The sequence below is a fragment of the Sporomusa acidovorans genome (assembly GCF_900101845.1).
In the GTDB taxonomy this organism is placed as follows: Bacteria; Bacillota; Negativicutes; order Sporomusales; family Sporomusaceae; genus Sporomusa; species Sporomusa acidovorans.
In genome coordinates this window covers 59,221-81,485 of sequence record NZ_FNAM01000027.1, presented here as the reverse complement: position 1 = coordinate 81,485, position 22,265 = coordinate 59,221, and the positions used below count along the sequence as shown (strand labels likewise).

At 46.4% G+C, this 22,265-nt stretch carries 20 protein-coding genes and 1 pseudogene; 16 read left to right on the top strand and 5 right to left on the bottom strand.

What is annotated here, in order from left to right:
* Positions 1-150, top strand: coding sequence for an arginase family protein (locus BLR65_RS29140; protein ID WP_176772761.1), 150 nt, complete (start codon positions 1-3; stop codon positions 148-150).
* 31 nt (positions 151-181) lie between these two features.
* The gene (locus BLR65_RS17785; RefSeq protein ID WP_093795528.1) at positions 182-445 is read left to right on the top strand and encodes a DUF2164 domain-containing protein; all 264 of its coding nucleotides are present in this window, start codon (positions 182-184) and stop codon (positions 443-445) included.
* Positions 446-860: 415 nt separating this feature from the next.
* On the opposite strand, the gene BLR65_RS17780 is transcribed toward BLR65_RS17785, so the two are convergent.
* The 3 genes from BLR65_RS17780 to BLR65_RS17770 are packed head-to-tail and all read right to left on the bottom strand — an operon-like array spanning position 861 to position 3,520.
* A complete protein-coding gene (locus BLR65_RS17780) occupies positions 861-1,625 on the bottom strand; it encodes an energy-coupling factor ABC transporter ATP-binding protein (RefSeq protein WP_093795527.1) in 765 nt (254 codons plus the stop codon).
* Positions 1,622-2,434, bottom strand: coding sequence for a cobalt ECF transporter T component CbiQ (cbiQ, locus tag BLR65_RS17775; RefSeq protein WP_093795526.1), 813 nt, complete (start codon positions 2,432-2,434; stop codon positions 1,622-1,624). Before cbiQ ends, BLR65_RS17780 begins: the two co-directional genes overlap by 4 nt.
* Positions 2,435-2,464: 30 nt before the next feature.
* Positions 2,465-3,520, bottom strand: a complete 1,056-nt coding sequence (locus BLR65_RS17770) for an energy-coupling factor ABC transporter permease (RefSeq protein WP_093795525.1) — start codon at positions 3,518-3,520, stop codon at positions 2,465-2,467.
* A gap of 396 nt (positions 3,521-3,916) precedes the next feature.
* On the opposite strand from BLR65_RS17770, the gene BLR65_RS17765 reads away from it, so the two are divergent.
* The 4 genes from BLR65_RS17765 (at position 3,917) to BLR65_RS17750 (ending at position 8,656) form a co-directional block, all read left to right on the top strand.
* Complete coding sequence (locus BLR65_RS17765) at positions 3,917-4,930, top strand: FAD:protein FMN transferase (RefSeq protein ID WP_245692875.1); 1,014 nt, start codon at positions 3,917-3,919, stop codon at positions 4,928-4,930.
* Positions 4,931-5,037: 107 nt separating this feature from the next.
* On the top strand, positions 5,038-6,297 hold the full coding sequence (locus BLR65_RS17760; protein ID WP_093795524.1) for a sensor histidine kinase: 1,260 nt from the start codon (positions 5,038-5,040) through the stop codon (positions 6,295-6,297).
* A gap of 86 nt (positions 6,298-6,383) precedes the next feature.
* Positions 6,384-7,244: a response regulator gene (locus BLR65_RS17755; protein ID WP_093795523.1), complete on the top strand. Its 861-nt coding sequence runs from the start codon at positions 6,384-6,386 to the stop codon at positions 7,242-7,244.
* A 149-nt stretch (positions 7,245-7,393) separates the two neighbouring features.
* Positions 7,394-8,656 carry a dicarboxylate/amino acid:cation symporter gene (locus tag BLR65_RS17750; protein WP_093795522.1) on the top strand — a complete coding sequence of 421 codons (1,263 nt, stop codon included), beginning with the start codon at positions 7,394-7,396 and terminating at the stop codon, positions 8,654-8,656.
* A 302-nt stretch (positions 8,657-8,958) separates the two neighbouring features.
* Here BLR65_RS17750 and BLR65_RS17745 read toward each other — a convergent pair whose 3' ends face one another.
* Positions 8,959-10,035: a glycosyltransferase family 2 protein gene (locus BLR65_RS17745; protein ID WP_169716747.1), complete on the bottom strand. Its 1,077-nt coding sequence runs from the start codon at positions 10,033-10,035 to the stop codon at positions 8,959-8,961.
* A gap of 521 nt (positions 10,036-10,556) precedes the next feature.
* Here BLR65_RS17745 and BLR65_RS17740 point away from each other — a divergent pair.
* Positions 10,557-10,853, top strand: a pseudogene (locus tag BLR65_RS17740) (GDP-mannose 4,6-dehydratase); the annotation flags it as partial.
* Between the two features lie 61 nt (positions 10,854-10,914).
* Here BLR65_RS17740 and BLR65_RS17735 read toward each other — a convergent pair.
* Complete coding sequence (locus BLR65_RS17735; RefSeq protein WP_093795519.1) at positions 10,915-11,796, bottom strand: LysR family transcriptional regulator; 882 nt, start codon at positions 11,794-11,796, stop codon at positions 10,915-10,917.
* A 170-nt stretch (positions 11,797-11,966) separates the two neighbouring features.
* Between BLR65_RS17735 and BLR65_RS17730 the strand changes: the two genes are divergently transcribed.
* From BLR65_RS17730 to mrdA, 9 genes are all read left to right on the top strand, one after another.
* Positions 11,967-12,917 carry a DMT family transporter gene (locus BLR65_RS17730; protein WP_093795518.1) on the top strand — a complete coding sequence of 317 codons (951 nt, stop codon included), beginning with the start codon at positions 11,967-11,969 and terminating at the stop codon, positions 12,915-12,917.
* A 208-nt stretch (positions 12,918-13,125) separates the two neighbouring features.
* A complete protein-coding gene (locus BLR65_RS17725) occupies positions 13,126-14,142 on the top strand; it encodes an ABC transporter substrate-binding protein (protein ID WP_093795517.1) in 1,017 nt (338 codons plus the stop codon).
* An 80-nt stretch (positions 14,143-14,222) separates the two neighbouring features.
* Positions 14,223-15,023, top strand: coding sequence for an ABC transporter permease (locus BLR65_RS17720; protein WP_093795516.1), 801 nt, complete (start codon positions 14,223-14,225; stop codon positions 15,021-15,023).
* A 2-nt stretch (positions 15,024-15,025) separates the two neighbouring features.
* Positions 15,026-15,823 (top strand): ABC transporter ATP-binding protein, encoded by a 798-nt coding sequence (locus BLR65_RS17715; RefSeq protein WP_281241551.1) that lies wholly within the window; start codon positions 15,026-15,028, stop codon positions 15,821-15,823.
* A gap of 16 nt (positions 15,824-15,839) precedes the next feature.
* Entirely contained in the window at positions 15,840-17,012 is a 1,173-nt protein-coding gene (locus tag BLR65_RS17710; protein WP_093795515.1) for a pyridoxal phosphate-dependent aminotransferase, read from the top strand.
* A gap of 161 nt (positions 17,013-17,173) precedes the next feature.
* On the top strand, positions 17,174-18,289 hold the full coding sequence (locus tag BLR65_RS17705) for a glycosyl hydrolase family 18 protein (RefSeq protein ID WP_093795514.1): 1,116 nt from the start codon (positions 17,174-17,176) through the stop codon (positions 18,287-18,289).
* Between the two features lie 85 nt (positions 18,290-18,374).
* A complete protein-coding gene (locus BLR65_RS17700; RefSeq protein WP_093795513.1) occupies positions 18,375-18,689 on the top strand; it encodes an MTH1187 family thiamine-binding protein in 315 nt (104 codons plus the stop codon).
* Between the two features lie 106 nt (positions 18,690-18,795).
* The gene (locus tag BLR65_RS17695; RefSeq protein WP_093795512.1) at positions 18,796-20,181 is read left to right on the top strand and encodes an LCP family protein; all 1,386 of its coding nucleotides are present in this window, start codon (positions 18,796-18,798) and stop codon (positions 20,179-20,181) included.
* A 241-nt stretch (positions 20,182-20,422) separates the two neighbouring features.
* Positions 20,423-22,237, top strand: coding sequence for a penicillin-binding protein 2 (gene mrdA, locus BLR65_RS17690; protein ID WP_093795511.1), 1,815 nt, complete (start codon positions 20,423-20,425; stop codon positions 22,235-22,237).
* Positions 22,238-22,265 lie beyond the last annotated feature (28 nt).

Sequence of the window (22,265 nt, the reverse complement as noted above, 5' to 3'; positions counted from 1 at the left end):
ATGAAGAATAACCTTGAGGCAATGAGCCTGTTGGCGCAGCATAACATCATAACATCGGCAGAGTTTGTTGAATTGAATCCTTTGTTGGATAAGGATGGCCAAACGGCTGCAGCCGCAAGTGCACTTATCCGGACGTTGCTTAAAAATTAATTCTAAGTCCGAAAATCAAAGGGGTGTTATTATGGTTAAAAGCAGAGGGATCGAGCTAACTCAGGAACAGCGAAAAGCAGCAGTAGAACAAATAAAAAGCTATTTCCTGACTGAAAAGGAGGAAATGGTTTCCGATTTGGCAGCCATGCTGTTATTAGATTTCTTTTTGGAAAATATAGGCCCTTATATTTATAATCAGGCAATTAAAGATGCTCATTATTTTATTACGCAAAAGTTGGAAGACATCTATGCACTGGAAAAACCTGTCCGACAAATAACTGATCCATCATCATAATGTATAGAAATTCAATAAGGATTTTCTCCTGACAGGGTGTTATTGGAAGTTCTATATTTATTGCAGACTTAAAAATCAGATTGATTTTTGTATACACAGATGCTATAATAAATACATGAATAAAGTATACATAGCCGATCAATGACAGAATGAATGGTAAATTCGGGGTCTGCCACTGGTCGTGTCGAGTATACACTACAAAACCCCATCTCCTAATTTCGGTTTACCGGAACTATGAGATGGGGTTTTTTCACATTAGCTGAAAATAATATAGCCTTACATATATATTTCGCATTAAAGAATACTGCCGGCGCAGGCGGGCTGTGCATTGACAACGCTTCACCACTGGCGTTTGACTTGCGCTTTTGCCAACACACCACCCGCCTGCACAAATCTTTAGCACGTTGTATATAGTTTACTCATTGCCGTTTTGCGGATGACAAATCGGACAACCCTGCATGCGGAAGGGTTTTTCTAAATGAGCTTTCTGTAAGAGTTCCTCATTGCTGAAAATCTCCAGTGTCGGACCGTCGGCGATGATGGTGCCGACGCTTAATACGACCGTACGGGCACACAGATCTAGCACAAGATCCAGATCGTGGGTGGCAATAATTTTTGTATGTTCAAAGGTTTTCAGCAAATTAATGAGTTGCCGGCGCGCCAGGGGGTCAAGGCCGGCGGTAGGCTCATCCATGACGAGAATGGAGGGGTCCATCGCGAGAACGGCGGCAATGGCAACCGAACGTTTTTGACCGCCTGACAGCCGGTAAGGAGCGCGGTCTTTGAGAGGGAGTGCCCCGACTGTGGTGAGAGCTGCTGTTACCCGGGCGTCTACTTCTTCCGGCGGAAATCCCAGATTGAGGGGGCCGAAAGCAACATCGTCATAAACGGTAGGCATAAATAACTGATCATCTGAATTTTGAAATACCATGCCTACCGCGCGGCGTACATAGGGAAGAGTTTTTTTGGCCACCGGATAACCGCCAATATTGATGGAGCCGCTGGTCGGGAAGAGTACGCCGATCAGGTGGGACAGCAGGGTGGTTTTACCTGATCCGTTGGCGCCGACAATGGCCACTGATTCTCCATGGGTAATACGTACAGACAGGCCGCGCAAAGCTTCTGTATGATCAGGATAGGTATAGGTGACATCTTTTAGTTCAACAATATGATGGCTCATTTGTAGACCCCCATGAGTAGTTTGCCTAGCAATTCCGGTATATCAAACAGGCGGATCAGCACGAAAAAAACCAGCCAGAAGGCAAAATAGCCCGCATCGGCAGAAGTAAAGGTGCTGGCGCGCAGCAACCGCACCTCACCGTCAAAGCCACGGCACAGCATGGACTGATAGATGCGGTTGGCCCGGTCAATTGAGCGGATTAACAACTGTCCCAGCAGGGAACCCCACGCCCGAAAGCGAATGCCGTCGCCGTGAAAGGAACGTAAGCTGTAGGCGGTCGCCGACCGGACAAATTCCTCTACTAACACATGCAGATAGCGGTACATAAACAGCAATTGAACAACAATAATTTTGGGTACGCCAAGTTTTAATAATGCCGATCCAATAGCATCGATCCCAGTCGTAGCCACTAAAATCAAAGCCGAGGTAATTGTCAGGCATAAGCGAATCGTGATAGAAAAAAACGAAACCCAGCCGCCGGTAACCATAACCGAACCAATTTTCGTAACCGGCGTATGATCAAAAAGCGGATTAAATATGCCAATAAACAGGACAAAGGGGGCGACCAGCAGCAACCGCTTCAATATCGGGGCTGTGGGGAGATTCCCGGCAGCAAGCAGGACCGCCGGAAAGAGGAAAAAGGGAAACAAACCGGTAATTTCATACTTGGGGAAGGAAGTAACGGCAAGGATAAAGACCAGGGTAGCAAGTAATTTGACGCAAGGGTTGAGACGATGGATAAAAGTATTTTGGCTGGCAAGCGCGTCAAGATAACGTAAGTCTATCCAGTTGGCTTCAATCTTTAGCATAATCAACCCTCTTTAAAATGGATTAAGGCTTTACCCCTTGGCGAAACGACGCAGGCCCTTGCCAATCGTATAGGCAAGAACTAATGTCAACAACGATCCCAGGATACCGGCAAAAGACGTCCCGCCGTCAACGGTCGGCCAGGCTTCTTTTTCTTCAGCAGCGTTGGCTTCGGTTGCTGCTGCCGGTTTTTCTTTTTCCGGTTGCTTAAAGTTATAGTCAGGCAAAAATGCGGTTTTTTCCTGTAGTTCGGCAAAGAAGCTATGAATTCCTTCCCCCTCCGAAGATTCTAATTCACCCTTGCCGGTAATTCCGGCGATAGACCATTCAAGACCGTCAGGATTGGCGGAAGCAAACCAGCTTAGTGCGCCGCCGGTAAGAACGGTGGCAATAAGCATGGTAACAAAAATGCCTTTAATAGAAAGATTGCCGAAGGGTTGTCCGCTAGCAGCCTTCTGCAAAATTTCAGGCGATTCTTTTTTAATAAACAGGATTATAGCGGCAGTAATTAGACCTTCGACAAAACCGATTGCCAAATGAATAGGCTGCATTAAGAGAACGAAGGTACTGAACGGCAGTTCGGAAATTCCGGAAAAAAGAGTTTCCAGTACAACACTAAAAGCCCCTAACTGCAAGCCAATTACGGACGCTAGCACCGAGCCGATGAGAATACGTCCTTGTGAAGGTTTTTTGCCGGTTAATGGTTTATAAATAAGCGGATAGCCAATGAAGCAGGCTAAAAGGCCCATGTTAAAGATGTTGGCGCCAAGAGCCAGAATACCGCCATCGGCAAAAAATAAGGCTTGAATTGTTAAAATAGAAGCAATTGTTAAAAGAGCAGCTTGCGGTCCCAACAAGATAGCGAGCAAGAGCCCGCCGCAGATGTGGCCGCTGGAGCCTGTTCCCGGGATGGTAAAATTAATCATTTGGGCAGCAAAAACAAAGGCTCCTAACACTCCCATCAGTGGGATTTTACGATCGTCAATATCTTTCTGTACCTTTTTGGCGGAATAGACGGCGATACCGGCCGTCACCGCCCACATTGCCCCGCCGACAGCCGGGGAGATAAGTGCGTCTGCCATATGCATGATGTAACCACTCCTTAATTTTTAAGACTAATGAAAGAGGTATACAGGCGTTATCCAGACAAATTACCGGTTAACTGGATAAAAAAAGACTACAAAGAAACCCTGGTCATTGCTGACAGGAAGACTTTCGTAGCCTTGTTCATCGGTGTAAAATTGTCTGAGAAAATTCACCGGTTCTTCAGAACCATGTATCTTCATGATACACTATCTTGTGAATATTTTCATATATTTAAGAATCATTCGCTATAATTTTTGCTATTCCTGCAAAGTTGGTAAATAATTTTAAATTTTTATAGGATGTTTTAGCAAGGTACTTCCTGTTGCGCAATTCAATGATATAATGAATAGTGGTATTAAGCGATAGTATATATTATGTGCCGGAGGCTGTTGCCATTTATGAACACTTTAGGTCGCGTAATGACAAGTGCATTACTTATTTGTTTGCTTATTATGCAAGCAGGCTGCTCAATGGAATACCTATTTGCCGCCAAACCGTATAAAGAAACACAGTTTATGATGGATACCATTATTGAAATAACGGCATATGGCAATAATTCCGAATCTGCCGTTAAGGCCGCCTTTGCCGAGTTTGAACGGATTAATAACTTGACAAACCGGTTTGATGAGAATAGTCAGATTTCAAAGATTAATCAGGCAGCTGGCAAAGAAAAAGTGCAAGTCGATTCAGATGTCATTGCCATGCTTAAAATGGCTCGCAGCCGGTCGGAGCAACTAAACGGGGCGCTTGATGTTACTGTTGGCGCGCTCACCGAGCTATGGGGAGTAGGGCATAAGGGGGAATTTATACCTAGCGATGCCGACATTAAGGCGCTGCTGCCTTTGGTTGATTACCGACTGGTTGAGATCAATGACACCGACAATACGGTATTTTTGCCGAAAGCGGGTATGCGCATTGATCTGGGGGCAGTAGCCAAAGCGTATGCCAACCGTAAGGCAATTGACGTCTTAAAGGCTAAGGGGATTAAATCTGCTTTGGTTAATGCCGGCGGCGATGTTCGGGTTATCGGTAAACGCCCGGACGGCCAGCCCTGGCGCATTGGTGTGCAGGACCCGCGTGATTCTGAAGGAATTGCGGCCAAGCTGTCAATGACTGATTGGGATGTGCTGGAGACATCAGGCGATTATCAGCGATTTTTTATGAAAGACGGCGTCCGGTATTCACATATTATTGACCCGCACACCGGCTATCAGCCGCGGGAGATTGCCAGCATTACCATTGTCGCGAAAGCGGATAACAATGTGGATATACTAAGTACGGCCATGTTTGTACTGGGAATTGAAAAGGGAATGCAGTTATTGAAACAGTATCCGGGGACGGAGGCCATCTTTATTACGACAGACGGAAAAAAAGTAATTACTCCCGGATTAGAGGGGAAAATAGAACTTTAATAGAGCAGGGGTAGTGCTATGAATTTATGTCATTTGGGGGGGACGGCGAGAGTGCTGGCTGCTTTTATCAATATCTGCCAGAATAGGCTGGGCGGGTATCCGATCTTATGATCCCTCATGTCATTTTATTGGTGAGTATAACCGGGTTAATTTTTACGTATCCTTTTGACGACTATTTCCGTTTTACACTAGGTGTGGTTGTTTTAGCTACCCTGTTACTATATTTTCAGCGCCTGCCGGCTTTGCGCATTGCGGTTTTATCCGGCGCCCTCACGCTTTTGCTGCGCACAACGCTGAAATATCCGTTTGTCGATGAGAGTCTGCTAAGCGCCTTTATGCATAACTTGCCGGCTTTCGGCTATTACCTCGGATACGGCCTGTTGTTCAGATTGCTGAAGGTGCGCAATTATACCGGCAATATTCCGGCGCTCATCCTGCTTTTAAGTCTTTGTGATATTGCCAGCAATTGTGTGGAACTGATCATCCGGCGGGAGGTAGTTGGCCGCACCCTGGAGACTATATTTACGGAAATAGTGGCCGTAGGTGTTGGCCGTTCCCTATTAACAGTGATTGGCTATTACTCGTTAAAACGCTATCGCGACTTTGTTTTAGCCGAGGATCATGCTGCCCGCTATGCGGAATTGATCTTTATTATTGCCAAGCTGAAGGCGGAGCTATTTTACTTGAAAAAGTCCTCTAATGATATTGAGTTAGTTATGGAGAAGGGTTATACACTGTACCAGAGTCTTAATGCCGCTTATCCCGGTGAATTAGCCAAGGCCGATTCGCCGGCAGCCAGAGCTCTGGCGATTGCCCGTGATATTCACGAGGTTAAAAAAGATTATTACCGTGTGACCCGGGGAATTGAAGAGATACTGGATATCGCCGTTTGTGAAGAGGGGTTGCCTTTGTCCGAGTTTTTTCAGATTGTCGAACAAAATACCAGACGGTATATTAACGGCTTGGACAAGCCTGTAACCATTACCTTCGACTATCGGGGCGAACTGGTTACCGACCAATATTACGCTATTGTTTCCATCTTGAACAACCTGATTACCAATGCCGTTGAGGCTATCCAGGCGGCAGGCGTTATTGCGGTAACCGGACAGTGGAATAGCGGCAGATTAGTCCTGGTTGTTGCCGACAATGGTCCGGGAATCCCTCCCGCAGAAACCGAATTGATTTTTGCTCCTGGTTATTCAACCAAATTTTCGGAAGTAACCGGGCAAATGTCTACCGGCCTCGGGCTAAGTCATGTGAAACATTTGACAGAGTCTCTTGGTGGACAGATTATAGTTACGTCCAAACCGGGTAAAACCATTTTTACCGTGTCTTTACCGTTAACCAATCTGAGAAAAATGGAATAGTTGGTATTTGCCAACACACCACCCGCCTGCAAAAATCTTAGCACGTTGTATATAAATCTTGGCTGTAAGGTATAGGGGGAGCAAAAATGCGGTTTGTCATTATTGAAGACGATGTAAGTGTCCGAAAAATTGTCGGCAACATTATTGACAAATATAAATTAGGGACAATTGTGGCCGAATGCGGCGACGGGCTAAAAGCTGAAGCCATTATTACCGAATATGCGCCGGATGTGGCGCTCATTGATTTGTTGCTGCCAGGGCAGGATGGCGTGGAGCTGATTAAAAAGCTTAAGGAGAGCGGGCTGGAAACGTCCTTTATTATGATTTCTGAAAGTACCAGCCAGCCAATGATTACGAAAGCGTATCAAACCGGAATTGATTTCTATATCCATAAGCCAATCAATGTATTGGAAATTACATCGGTTATTCGCAAAGTGGAAGAAAGCCGGCGCCTCCGGGAGGTCATGTCGCTAATTTCGCAAACAACCGCCCGCTATGTGAGTCCCAGTTCTTTGCCTGCCGAACAGGACGACAATGCGAAACGCAACCGGATCAACCGGATATTTTCGGAGCTGGGCATCATCGGCGAGGCTGGGGCCAAAAACATTCACCAGTTGGTACAGTTAGTTGACGAGCGCTTGCAGAATGAACAGGACCAGGCCTATCAACTGCACGAACTGTATCAGGAATTATCCTTATCGACAGAACTTGATGTCAAAACCATTGAGCAGCGGGTGCGCCGCACTATTACCAAAGCGCTGCAGAACGTAGCCAATATGGGGATTGACGACTATCACAACGACAAATTCGAAATGTATAGCGGCGCCTTGTTCGATTTTAAGGAAATTCGCCAGGAAATGGCGGCTATTCAGGGAAAAAGCTCTTATCACGGTAAAATCAATATTAAAAAATTTCTCGAGGGACTATTATTTTTAGCGACTATGTAAAAATCCTCGCTTACAAGATTTTGGATTTTGTATACTTGTTTACCGGAAATGAGATTTTACGTCTTTTTTTGTAGTTTTTTATAGAGAGTCATTTACATTATATTCAGAAAGATTGCTCAATATAAGAACGCAAGAAGGAGGTAACAAGTATGTCACAAAGTACAATTAAGCCGAAAAAAGGGATCGGGCTTTCCACCCAGATTTTTCTGGGACTTATTTTAGGTATTATTTTTGGCTATTTATTCCCTGAATACGGGAAAGCACTCAAGCCTGTCGGTGATGTATTTATCCGTATGATCAAAATGATTGTTGTTCCTTTGGTATTTAGCTCATTAATTATGGGAATTGCCGGTACCGGTGACTTTAAAAAACTGGGTCGCCTTGGTGCCAAATCGATTATCTGGTTTGAGATTGCTACAACGTTTGCGCTGATCGTCGGCTTATTTGTGGTAAACGTTCTGCAGCCCGGTGTGGGTGTGACAATTAGCGGCGGAGCCGGCGGTGCTGCTGCCGATGCGGCTAAGAAAACTATCGACCATATGGCGATGATCATTAATCTTGTTCCGACCAACGTGGTTGATGCAATGGCCCGCCAGGATATGCTGCAAATCATCACTTTCTCTGTTTTCTTTGGCGTAGCCGCTGCTGCGATCGGCAGCAAAGGGCGTCCGGTTATTGACCTTGCCATTAGCGTAGCGGAAATTATGTTTAAGTTTACTCATTATGTTATGATGCTGGCACCTATCGGTATTTTTGGATCGATTGCCTATACCGTTGGTACCTATGGATTAGGAATGCTACTGCCATTAGGCAAACTGATTCTTTCGCTATATCTTGCTTTAATTCTCTTTCTCGCCATTGTTCTTGTGGGGGCTTCGCTTGTTGTGCGGGTTAACTTTTTCCATGTTCTGCGGGCACTAAAAGAGCCACTTATCCTGGCATTTTCGACTGCCGCCAGTGAAGCTGCTTTGCCAATTGCTATGGAAAAGTTGGAGAAATTTGGTGTACCAAAGCATATCGTAACCTTTGTATTGCCTTTGGGTTATACCTTTAATCTGGATGGCTCTACGTTATACAGTGCTCTGGCTGTTGTGTTTATTTCCCAAGTCTATGGTATTCCCTTCCCGCTGGAGACACAAATTATCATGCTGATTACGCTGATGCTGTCTACGAAGGGTATCGCGGCAGTACCTGGAGCTTCACTGATTGTTATTGCCGGTACGGCGGCTGCTTTTGGCCTGCCTGTGGAAGGAGTCGCCATCATCCTCGGTGTAGACCGGGTACTTGATATGGCCCGTACCGCCTGTAATGTTTGTGGCAACTGTGTGGCTTCCGTTGTTGTCGCCCGGTGGGAAAAGGAACTTCCTGATGAGTCACTGCAAGTGGCTTATGCCCAAAGTTACGAAGAGTAACGCGTAAAAGACTGCCGCGCCAAGAAATGAGTGCGGCAGTTATTTTTTTTGTATATAATCAAGGCCCGGACTTCGAAAAGTCCGGGCCTTGATTATTCTATATCAGTAAAATTAACCCTGTTAGTATAATGGCAAACGATTTCATTTGCAAAGTTCCCGCAACAATATCTTAAGTGTGTGGGATAATAATGCCCGTCCACCAGTTGATCCGGTTATACTCTTCAAGATGATATTTACTCAAAGCCAATACCAATGGGTTACAGAAATGATCACTCCGTCAACTCAGTCCTATATAGAGCAGCTTAAAGGGCTGCCGCCAAATCTTTTTGGCTTAACCATTGTTCCTGCCAAACTAATTCCCGATCCTCTAACCAGTTATATTTCGTATGGGTTAAATATTGTAAAGCTCGCTCCCATAAATCGAATGCTTGGGGCCACCAGGGTTGATTCTTATTGCGTTGCTGTAACTCCATTAGCTGAGTAAAGGTACACCGTCCTAGGTCATTACTGTATTCCGGTGCAAAGTAAGGGCTTTCTCTAAAGAGTTCTAAGGCCAATAGCGTTAGTTTCACCGCGTCAGTAAATACGGACAAGTTTTGTGCAGGTAAATACCCATGGTTAAAAAGGGCACTTGCTACCTCAAGCGAAACTTCCAGGCCCAGATGTCGTCTGATTGCATGGCTTACCAATTGAGCATAATTAGTATTATTATGATTTAGTGAATCTAACTGAGCCAGGCATTGATGACGAGAACGCCAAAGTGATAATTTTTCGGGAATCATTTCCGCAGAGCCGTGACAGATAAGACGGGAATAGAAATCCATGTCTTCCCCGAGGCGGATAGCTGGGTCATAGCCGCCGCAGGCGAGTGCGGCTTGTTTGCGAAACATTACGGTAGAATGCTCAAGACAATTACCAAAAATGAGTCGCCAGCGAAGTTCTAGCTGATTCAGAGCCAACTCTTCAGCGCCAATGAGATTGCCATAGTGGTTGATGATGCCGAAATAGCTGGCTAACAAAACCGTACTCTGGTGTTCATTTAGCCAGGCTACCTGTCTCTCCAGCCGATGCGGTGCGGCAATATTGTCGGCATCCAAAACCGCGATATATTCACCGTGCGCTTTGCGGAGTGAGGCCGCACGGCAATACCCAATACCGTGGTTATTATTAAAATGTAGTACACGGATACGGTTATCATGGGAAGCGTATTGATTGTAGATTCTGTCACTGCCATCAACAGATCCGTCGTCAACAATAAGAACTTCGAAATCGGTAAAGGTTTGTTTTAGCAGGCTGTCCAAACAGGCTGCAAGATAGGGAACTGAGTTATATACGGCAGTAATGACAGTAACTTTGGGGGTTGGGTTTGTTACGGTCATAGTGGGCATCCCCCTCCAGCGTATTGCTTGTGCTGATATCATAATATGTTTGTTCTGGCAAAAAAGTGCAAGAAGTGGATCGTACTAATGTGAAAATACAACAGTAGCTAAATCATGTGTTACCGCATAAGATACAATGGTTAATAAACATAGCACAAAAAATGAAAGGGGGGGATTACATGGGCTTTGGGTTCGGAGGTTGCGGTAGTGGCGGACGCGGTAACAGTTGGTGTATAGTGATTATCATAATTATCTTGCTATTTGCTTGTATTGGCGAAGATTCCTGCAGCATCTAGATGTAGAAAAGGGTAAAATTTACTTATACATGGGCCGGGGCCAGTGGCGGCTGGCTCATGGCACTGAAAAAACTGCTGACAACGTCAGCAGTTTTAACATTAATAGCTAGAGGACATAACTTGTTTATATAGAGTCCAATAAAAATTTACTGGACAGGGTGTTAGTAAAAGCGGAGTTCGTACTTTTCACTTTTCACCTGTGGCTGAATACAATAAGATATAGTATTAGGCAATTTAAATGCACTCAGGGACTGGGGATTTGCCGGTGATTATGTACGGGCCACGTGGCTAATGCTGCAGCAGGAAAAACCGGATGATTATGTAGTAGCCTCCGGGGAAGCACATTCTGTGCGGGAATTTGTGGAGACTGCATTCCGGAATATCGGCATAGATATTAGCTGGCAGCCACAAATGTCATTTCAGGAACTTGTCAGTATCATGATTGCGGAGGACATCAAACGCGCCGAGCGGGATAGGCTTTGTGCCGGTCATGGATTTGCATTGCCCCGATATCAGGAATAATGTTACCAGGATTAAAGCCGCAGGCCTTTTACAATCGGGCCCGCGGCTTTAACGTTTGCGATCAAAGACCGGCGTTGGTTTCTTTGAACATTTCGAGAAAATGGGCTGCCGCTGTAGACAAGGTGTGTTTTTTTAGCCAGATGACGGCGGCAACTGTTACGATGGCGGGACTGGTTGGTTTTTGGACTAGCAGCGGCGAGTCCTGGAGAAGGTTGACGGTCGTTTCCGGCACAATCGCGATCCCCAGCCCCAATTTAGCCCAAATCAGCAAGGAAGTCGTATCATCACTGGTACAAAGCACATTGGGTTCAAAGCCGGCCTGACTGCAGTAATCCGAAATTATGGTTTCATAGCGACGGTGAATTAATAAAGGATAGTTTTTGATTTTATCAAAAGATAACGTCTCTTTATCTTCGGATTTAATAGCGTCAGGCAAGGCGACTATCACCATGTTCTCCTGCGGCAGGGATATATAGTTATAGAGTGAGATATCAATAGGCAGGCGGACTAAGCCGATTTCAATAACACCGGCATTTAATAACTCCAAAATCCGGCGCGAGTCTCCCAAGCGTACATCAAAGGAAATTTTGGGATAAGTCTGATGGAATTTCTGAATAAATTCAGGAATGAGCGATCTACCGGAAGAAGTGATTGTACCGATTGTCAGTTTGCCGCTGATGCCATTGGCCGCTTCCCGGATTTCATCCATCGTGGTATGAATCAGTTCAAGGATCTGCTCGGCTCGATTCTGTAAAATATAGCCTGATTCGGTTAGCGTGATATGTTTTTTCGTTCTTTCGATCAACTGTACACCCAATTCTTTTTCCAGCAGAATCATTTGCTGGCTTAAGGGCGGCTGGGTAATATGCAGCCGGGCGGCTGCCTTGGTAATCTGGCCGGCTTCGGCAATGGCAAGAAAGTATTTTAATTGACGAATTTCCATTTGGCGACTCCTTAATTTAAACATTCGAATATCGAATGAAAAGTAGTCTTAATAAATATTTTAACTATGCTTTGTGCTTTGCTATAATCATACTTGACAGTAAGGCGCTGTGTCAAAGTGAGTTTCAGGCTAATAGGCAATTATATTAATTTAATAAGGAAATGGTTACCATGAAAAAGGCATATTTGTATATTATACTTGCCGCTGTTATTTTCAGCACGATGGAGATAGCCGGCAAAACGATAGCGGCTGATATTAATCCTTTTCAATTGAATTTTATTCGCTTCTTAATCGGTGGGGCAATTTTACTGCCGGGATCTATTCAGGTAATAAGAAGAAAAAATCTTAAGCTAACTGTTAATGATTGGCTGTATTTTTTACTAACCGGTTTTCTGTGTGTTGTTATCAGCATGTCGCTTTTTCAATCGGCGATTTTGTATACGCTGGCTTCGACGGTGGCGATTATCTTTAGTGCCAATCCGACCTTTACAACCCCGATTGCCTATTTTTTGCTGAATGAAAAGATCGACAAAAAAGTTATGCTATCACTCGCCGTTAGTTTGCTAGGGGTGTTGTTCATTCTCAATCCTTTTGGAACACATGCCGATAGTAAGGGTATTTTGTTAGCGATTTTGTCGGCCATAACTTTTGCCCTCTATAGTGTTGTCAGCAAAATGCGAGTAGAACGCTATGGCAGTGTAGTGAGTAATTGTTTCTCATTTCTGACAGGTGATCTAATTTTACTGGTGTTGATGCTGCTTTCCCATCTCCCTTTGCTTGCTTCCTATCAGCAGGGAAATATCCCCCAAATAGTAGTCGATATTCCGATTCTGGCCGGAATTAACGCGGACAATATTGCTGCTTTGCTTTATCTGGGTATTGTTGTAACCGGCTTGGGCTTTCTCTTTTACTTTAAGGCCATGGAGAAGAGTTCCGCTTCTACAGCGTCGATTGTTTTCTTTATAAAACCAGCGCTTGCACCGCTTTTCTGTTTCCTGATTTTGCGGGAAAGTCCTACAATGCACACAATTATCGGGATTGCACTCATGTTGGCAGGCGCTTATATTATGATAAGCAGTAATGAGCATAAACAATGTGAAGTCAGCGGCGCATACTCTTAAATAAAATTTGGGTGACAGGATAATTGTCCTGTCATTTTGGACTATAAACTGATTTGTTCTTTTTAAATGTACTTTTTCCTGCGTCAATGCAGGAAAAAGTTTTTTTATGTTTTTCTTTAGCAAGAAAAAGGATAAAAGGGAAAAAGCTCGAATATGTAATAACAGATTTGCTTAAAGGTCTAGTAATGTGTGTGGTGGAGGGATTTTTGTGAAGAAAAAACTGGTATCTATGCTGCTTATGGCGGCTATGCTGGCAATGGTTATTGCCGGCTGCGGCGGTAACAAACCTGCAGAAAAGTCAGCGTCACAATCTGCGGAGAAAAAGCCGGTTGTTATTGCCTATACTCCCTGGACGGGCTATGGATCCCTGTTCGTCGCCAAGGAGAAAGGCATGTTTAAAAATAAAGGCGTGGATGTAGAACTGCAAGCCATTGAGGGGGTCGGTGACCGGAAACAGGCGTTGGTGGCTGGAAAAATTCAGGCTATGGCGGCCTCGCTTGACGTATCGGTTTCGGCTGCCGGTGAGGGTGTGCCCATGAAATTTGTCTGGGCCTTTGATTCTTCCAATGGTGCCGACGGTCTGATTGTTAAAAAGAGCAAGGGCATTGAGAAAATTGCTGATTTAAAAGGCAAAGAGGTAGCGTTCCATCGTGGTTCGGCTTCTCACTTCTTATTGTCTACTTTACTTGAGAAAAACGGCTTGACTGACAACGATATTAAGGCTGTTGACATGAAAGCCAGCGAAGCGGCCTCGGCATTTATGGCCGGTAAGGTGGATGCTGCGGTTACCTGGGAGCCGCATCTGGGCAAAGCCAAAGCGGCCGGTGAAACCGTACTGGCTACGACCAAAGATACACCCGGCCTGATTGCTGACGTATTGGCTTTTCGTGAAGATATGGTAAAAAATAATCCGGAGACCGTGCAGGCTGTCGTGGCGGCGCTGGCGGAAGCCACCGATTATATGAATAAAAACCCTGAGGAGACCAATAAGATTCTGGCGGATGCTTTTAAGATGAAGCCGGAAGAAGTGGCAGCCGATATTCAAACTGTTAAGTTTTATGGCTTGAAAGAAAATCTGGAGTTCTATGGTAGCAAAGAAAAACCTGGTGCTATTTATGATGTCGGTAAACGGGCTGGTGAATTTTATGTGAAACTGAAATTGTTATCGCAAGCACCTGATTTGAGCAAATACATTGATGATACTTTTATTACCAAGGTTAAGTAGATACTAGCGAAGGTTATAAGGCCGCGCTAGAGGCGTCAACGCTTCTACGCGGCCTTTTCCGAATTGAGGAGGATGGTAAAATGGTCAAATGCAAACTGTTGACACCCAAAGCAGAAATTGCCACACCTTTATATGTTGCTTTAAGCGCATTGACCTTTGCCCTATTGGCTGCTGTATGGTCGGCGCTTACTTATAGCGACGCAGTTCCCCCCATGTTTTTGCCGTCACCGGATAAGGTGGTCAAAGACGGGGTTCTCTTGTTTACCCAATTCGATTTAATGAGTGACATCGGGGCCAGTGTATTCAGGGTAACGGTGGGCTTTTTATTGGCCGCGGTTATTGCCGTACCCTTAGGCATCATGATGGGCAGTCTGAAAATCTGTGAGGCCTTAACCGAACCGGTGCTCAGCTTTATCCGCTATATGCCGGCTTCGGCTTTTATTCCGTTGTTTATCTTGTGGCTGGGAATCGGCGAGAGTGAAAAAATTGCGGTTATTTTCTTCGGTACTTTTTTCCCGCTGGCGCTGATGATTATGGATGTTACCAAGAATGTAGCGCATGACTTGATCGATACGGCCTACACGTTAGGGGTTTCCCGCTGGGGCGTTTTCCGAAGGGTTATTTTACCGGCCAGTATGCCCGGCATTGTGGATACACTGCGAATTGCCTTCGGCTGGGCGTGGACCTATCTGGTGGTGGCGGAGATTGTGGCTGCCGGTTCAGGCTTGGGATTTATGATCATGCAGGCTCAGCGGTTTTTGAAAACAGGCAATATTATTGTTGGTATTATTGTAATCGGTGTTATTGGCATTATCATCGACATGGTGTTCAAATGGCTATATGGCCGGATGTTCCCTTGGATGGGTAAAGGAGGCCGGTAATTATGACAGAAATGGCACAAGACAAAGTAATTATTGACGGCGTAAGCAAAATATTTACAGGCAAAAAGCGTCAGGTTACCGCCCTGGCAGAAGCCAGTTTTACTGTTAAGCCCAGTGAGTTTGTCACCATTCTGGGGCCGTCAGGCTGCGGTAAATCCACAATTTTAAAAATTGTCGCCGGCCTGGAAGCACCCAGCTCGGGCCGGGTACTCCTGGACGGACAGGAAATAACCGGCCCGGGAAGTGACCGGGGAATGGTATTTCAGACCTATACGCTGTTTCCCTGGTTGACAGTGCGGGAAAATATTGAATTTGGCCTTGATGTTGCCGGTAAAACCAAGGTGGAGCGTAAAGCGGTTTCCGATCACTATATTGAAAAAATCGGCCTTAAAGGCTTTGAGGGCTTTTTTCCCCGTGATTTGTCAGGCGGTATGAAACAACGGGTAGCCATTGCCCGCGCCTTGGCCAATGATCCTGAAGTACTGTTAATGGATGAGCCGTTCGGCGCACTTGATGCCCAGACGCGGACGGTTATGCAGGAGCTATTGCTAAATGTTTGGGACGAGTCGCATAAAACCATTCTTTTTGTGACTCATGATGTTGATGAGGCCGTTTTTCTCGGCGATACCATTTATGTTATGACGGCCCGGCCGGGGCGGATTAAGGCAAAAATTGACGTTACTCTGCCGGATGAGCGTACTTTTGACTTAAAACTTACCGATGAATTTATGGGCATTAAGAAAGAAGTTATGGGGCTTATCCGGGAGGAAGCGTGGAAAGCCGCGAATACCAATACGTAAAGCACGGAGGATAACTATGAGAAAACTATCCCAAATCACCGAAACCTTTTCCGAGTCAGTCATCCGGGAAATGACCCGCATCTGTGACGAAGTCGGCGGCTATAACCTGTCTCAGGGTTTCCCGGATTTTGAAAGTCCGAAAGCCATTCAGGAAGCGGCCATTCGTAATATCCGGGCAGGTTTTAACCAGTATCCGGTTACCTTTGGCGAGCCTGAACTAAGGGAAGCGATCAGTCGCAAGGTTGCCCAATATAATCATATCCAATGCGATCCCAAGACCGACATCACTGTGACCTGCGGGGCCACAGAGGCAATGATTGCCACACTGAAGGCGCTGATTAACCCGGGTGATGAAATTATTATTTTTGAACCGTTTTATGAAAACTATGGTCCGGATTCCATTCTGTCAGGCGCCACACCCCGCTATGTAACGCTGTATGGGCCGGATTGGCACTATTCATCCACAGAACTGGCTGCTGCCTTTAATAAAAAGACCAAGGCCATTATTATCAATACCCCCAATAATCCAACCGGCAAGGTTTTTAGCAAGCGGGAACTGGAAGAAATTTCCGGTCTGTGCATCAAGTGGGATACCTATGTTGTTGCGGATGAAATCTATGAACACATTCTTTATGATTGCGCCGAGCATATATCAATTGCCTCGCTGCCGGATATGGCGGCGAGGACGGTGACGATAAACTCCATCTCCAAAACTTATTCGGTTACCGGCTGGCGGGTTGGCTGGGCGATTGCCGCGCCAACCATTACTCAGCGCATCCGTAAAGTGCATGATTTCTTTACTGTCGGCGCGCCTACGCCCTTTCAGCATGCCGCCGCCGAGGCAATGACCTTTGATCCCGGCTATTATGAGGGGTTGAAAAACCATTATGGAGAAGCCCGTGACTTTATACTGGAGGCGTTACGGGAAGCGGGATTTCAATGTGAATATCCCCAGGGCGCTTACTATGTGCTTGCCGACGCCAGCGCAATTATGATGCGGCTTGGGCTGACCGACGATACGGCTTTTAGCCGGAAACTGATTGAACTTACAGGGGTTGCTACTGTGCCGGGTTCCTCATTTTATGCCGACAAAGTGAAAGGCAACCGGCAGGTAAGGTTCTGTTTCTGCAAAAAATGGGAAACATTAAAAAGTGTTGCCCAGGCGCTAACGACGAGGATACCGAAATGATTGCCGGTTTATATGTTTTTTGCGAAACCGGGGTTTGACTTTTGCCCTACGGACCCCTTGGCGTTATGGAGGCATTGAGCAGCAAAAAAAATTGTCAGGCATAAGAAACCGCACTTAGCCAATACTAATGTTGAAGTGCTTCAACATTAGTATTGGAAAGGGTGACAATTTTGCGCGTCAATACGTATCACAGAATAATCGCCAGTATACTTCTCATTTTATTTGTCATTGCTGCACTTGCTGTTGGCGGTTGTAGCACCGCTAACAAACCGGCCCCCAAGCCGTTGCCGGGTGATCAGGCCAAACAATCTACTCCTGGCGCGCCAGGCAATGTTGTGATGCCGCCGCGAATGGTAATAGGTTATTATGAAAATCCCTGGCCGGGAACTCCGGATCAAACAGGTTCTTTTCCCAGTATGAAAGCCCATGCGGCCAGCATGTCGGCAGTCGGTCCCTTCTGGTACAGAGCCACGCAGGACGGAACGCTGGAAGCCAGGGACAGCCAGTTGGTTTATGACACGGCCCGTCAACTAGGGCTTAGAATGTATCCGCTGGTAACAAATAAAACCGGTGCCACCGATGCTATACTGGGGGACCCGGCTATTCGAACCAAGGTAACGGACAGTATCGTTAAGATGGTTCAAGAAAAAGGGTATGACGGCATTAATATTGATTTTGAATTGCTGCCACCCAAATACAGGGATAATCTTACAGCCTTTATGGCGGAACTTTATCCTAAAATGAAGGCCATCAATAAGGTAGTCATTATTTCGGTCTTTCCCCAGGTAGATGTGGCGGAAGACGTATCAGGCGCCTATGATTATCCGCAGCTCGCGGCTAATGCTGATTTCCTTCAGATCATGACCTATGATAACCACTGGGCTACTTCCGACCCTGGCCCTATTGCTCCCATCGACTGGTATGAAAAAAATATTAAATATGCAATCGAAAAGTGCGGCGGTCCGCATAAAGTGATTATCGGGGTTAGTGCCTATGGGTATGACTGGGTGGATAAAAAAGGTGAAACGATAAAATATGCGGATGCCATTGTGCTGGCGGAAAAAAACGGCGTAAAAATAAGCTATGATGAAAAGAGTCAAGCTCCTTATTTTAAATACAAAGATCACGAAGTCTGGTATGAAAATGACAAGAGTACGGCCGCCAAACTGGATGTTGTAGCCAAATATAATCCGGCCGGCATTGCTGTCTGGCGCTTAGGTCAGGAGCAGCCGGAAATATGGGGAACAATTGACAAAAAATTTCCCAAGGCCAAATAATACGGAACCTGCCATAAATGGCAGGTTTTTTTGCGCAGAGAGCGAATACAGCCTGTAAATACTTTAATTTTGGGAGGGAAACCATATGGCTGTTGTTGAAGTAACCATCGCTCCTCTAGGCACTGGTACGCCCAGTGTGAGTCAGTATGTAGCCGGCTGTCACCGGGTACTGGCAAAGGCCAGCGATGTCAAGTATCAATTAACACCTATGTCCACCATTATTGAGGGTGACCTTGACAGAATTCTGGAGGTTATCCGGCAAATGCACGAAAGCCCCTTTGCTGCGGGGGCACAGCGGGTGTCGACATCCATTCGGATCGATGACCGCCGGGATAAGGAACTTACCATGGCCGGCAAGGTCAAGGCGGTTATTGACAAATTACCAGGAAAAAGTTCTTGACGTAAAACTACAAAATTTGCTATACTGCAAGCAAGCCCCCGGTTTGAGGGGGCTTGTCTTGTTGTGGGACAATATGCTGCAGAGGATGAGGAAAGGGTGATTGTGTATGGCATCACGCCTCGAAAAACGACTTACGAATGAGCGAAAAAACCGGCGTAACCGGTTTCTGCTTATACTAACTTGCCTACTCTTGTTTATTAGTGTTGCCGGGGCCACTTATTATTGGGCGACTGGCGGCACATTTGAAAAGGCCCGGCGGGCAGGCGCCACGCCAGGGCTGCCGAATAAAATTAATATTTTATTAATGGGCGTTGATGAGCGCAGCGATGATGCCGGCCGGTCAGACACCATGATGGTTGTTACGGTAGATACCTCGACCAAACAAGTGTCACTATTGTCAGTGCCGCGTGATACCAGAGTCAAGGTCCCCGGTCATGGCTGGGACAAGATTAACCATGCCTTTGCCTTTGGCGGTCATAAACTGGCGCAGAAGGCCGTTGAAGACCTGCTGGGTATCCCGATGGATTATTATGTTCTCGTTAATTTTTCGGCATTTAACAAAATCGTGGATGCCGTCGGCGGTGTAACGATTGACGTCGAAAAACGCATGTATTATGAAGATCCTTATGACAATTTAGTGATTGACCTTCAGCCTGGCCCGCAAAAAATGGATGGGCGTACCGCCATTAAATATGTGCGTTACCGGGATGAAGAAGGGGATATTGGCCGGATTGCCCGCCAACAAAAGTTTATTAAAGCCATGTTAAACGAAGTTGCCAGCCCGCTGATTCTGCCGCGGGTGCCAGGGATTATCCGGGAGGTAAGTTCCGCTGTTACGACCGATATGTCAACAGCCGATATGTTGAAACTGGCTAAATTATTAAGTGATGCTTCTAAATCCGGGTTGAAAGCGGCAATGGTGCCGGGAAAACCCGCCTATATCGACGACGTTAGCTATTGGCTGCCTGATATAACTGAACTGCGGGCCTATGTGGCAGCATCGCAAGGCATGACTACCGATGATAAATATTTTGCAGAAGTGCGTACCACGGCCAGCCAGTATGAGCGATCCATTCCTAAAGAAATGAAAATTATTGAAACACCCAAAAAGCCGGCTGATGCCACAGCGACTAAAAAACCGGGAACCACAGACCAAAAGGCAGCGGATAAGGCAGCAGCAACCGATAAAAGCAAGGCTGCCGACTCTAAATCCGGGTCTGCCGGTAAGTTGCAGTTTGAAGTGGTTAATGCCAGCGGTGTTGCGGGTGCCGGCGAGAAAATGGCAGCAGCACTAAAAGGACGGGGTTATACAGTTGTCAGTGTCTCCGGCAGTTCCGGATCAGCCAATAAAAATACGCTGGTTGTCGCTAATAGCAGTGAAGCCAGCAGCAAATTAACCGGTTTGCCTTTCAATTATGCCCTGCAGATTAATAATGACAGCAGCCGTGCTAATATTGTTCAAGTTATTGTTGGCAAGGACTATACGGATTAACCGGAGAATATTTGGCCAATAGCCTTATAAATAAGCCTGACTTCCGCCTTGGCGGAAGCCAGGCTTATTTTTTGCCCATTTAGCCAATACTATAGGAAATCCAATAAAGATTTTCTTTTGTCAGGGGTGTTGGTAATACTCCAGCGTTGGCGCTTGCTTTTCACTTTCACAAACACCCTGACGGTAAATCTTTATTGGATATTATATAAGTGCGGTAATGTAAAAAGAAAAGGTGAACCGGATGTGGGACGAGAGAAGCCGACGAATTCAAATACTGGCGGTTATTGTTATCGGAATCATTTTGACTCTTATTTTTCGGCTGATGTGGATGCAGTTGTTTCAGGGAGCTCAGTATAAAAAAATAGCCGACCAGAACCGTACCAGGCAGATCACTGCCCAGGCGCCGCGCGGCACGATCTATGACAGAAACGGTGCGGTTGTTGTAGCGAACAGACCAAGCTTCGCCGTATCGATCATTCCCAGCGAATACAGCAACCCTCAGCAGTCTACGCCGCTTTTGGCAGCACTTACCGGCGTAACGGCAGACCAAATTAATCAACTGTTGCAGGCTACGGCCGAGTTTCCTTATACGCCGGTACGCATTAAACGGGATATTGATGCAGCCACGATTGCCAAAATTGAGGAGCGCCAGGACTATCTTCCGGGAGTACTCATTGAAGCCATCCCCGTTAGACAATATGTATACAAGGAACTGGCCGCCCATGTACTGGGATATGTAGGCAATATCAGTCAGGAAGAGTACGCCGCCCGGAAAGATCAGGGCTACCATCCCAACGATTTAATCGGCAAAGACGGCCTGGAGCAGCAATGGGAAACGGTGCTGCGGGGGATAGAAGGCGGACGGCAACTGGAAGTAAATGCTGTCGGGGAGGATGTGCGGCCGTTGGGTAATCAACCGGCTGTACCCGGTCACGCTCTGGTCCTTACACTGGATGCAAATTTGCAAAAAGCCGCCGAAGAAGCTTTACATACACAAGTGGCAGCAAGCCGCACACTGGGACAGCAGGCAAAAGGAGGTGCCGTTGTAGTGCTTGATGTTAAAACAGGCGGTTTGCTGGTTATGGCCAGCGCCCCGGGTTTTGATCCCAATCAGTTTGCGAGCGGTATCGGTAGCCGGGAATGGAATCAACTGCTCAGCAATCCGAATAACCCCCTGACAAACCGTGCCATTCAAAGTGCGTATCCGCCGGCTTCCGTCTTTAAAATAGTAACTTCTGCGGCTGCTTTGGAGATGCAGGTAACGACTCCCCAGGAAGTTTTTGATGATAAGGGAGTCTATGTCCTAAACGGCTGGAGTTTTTACGGCTGGGAGACCAAAGGTCTGGGGAAATTAACGGTTGCCGACGCTCTGGCTTGGTCGAGCGACCCTGTATTTTACGAACTGGGCAACCGTATCGGCGTAGATAACTTAGCCGCCTATGCTTTGACTTTTGGTTATGGACAGGCAACGGGAATTAAGCTGGCCGGAGAAGAAAAAGGTTTGGTTCCAACTGCTGAATGGAAGCAGGCAACCTATGATGAACCCTGGTATCCGGGTGAAACTTTGATTGCCGCCATTGGCCAGGGCTACTATTTAGCCACGCCGTTACAGCAAGCTGTAACGGCTATGACAGTTGCCAACGGTGGTATCGCTTATCGACCTGTGCTTGTAGACAAAGTTTTAACCGAAGATGGAAATCTGGTGCAAAAGGTTGAGCCGGAGGTCATAAGAACAGTATATCTTAGACCAGAGGTGTGGGACATTATCCGTCAGGGAATGACAGCAGTTACCACTCGTGGCACGGGGGCAGCGGTATTTCAGGGTTTCCCCCGAACGGTGGCGGCAAAATCTGGTTCGGCTGAAACCGGGAGGGGAACCACGCATTCGTGGTTCGTCTGCTATGCGCCGGCAGAAAATCCCGAGATTGCTATGGCCGTATTTGTGGAAGAGGGGGGGGAGGGATCGATGGCCGCCGCACCAATTACCCGCCGGGTATTGGAAGCTTATTTTGGGTTGCCGGGAAAACCGTCGCTCCCTACGACCAGGACCGATTAATTTCGCTTTGAAATCAAGCCCGGATGGT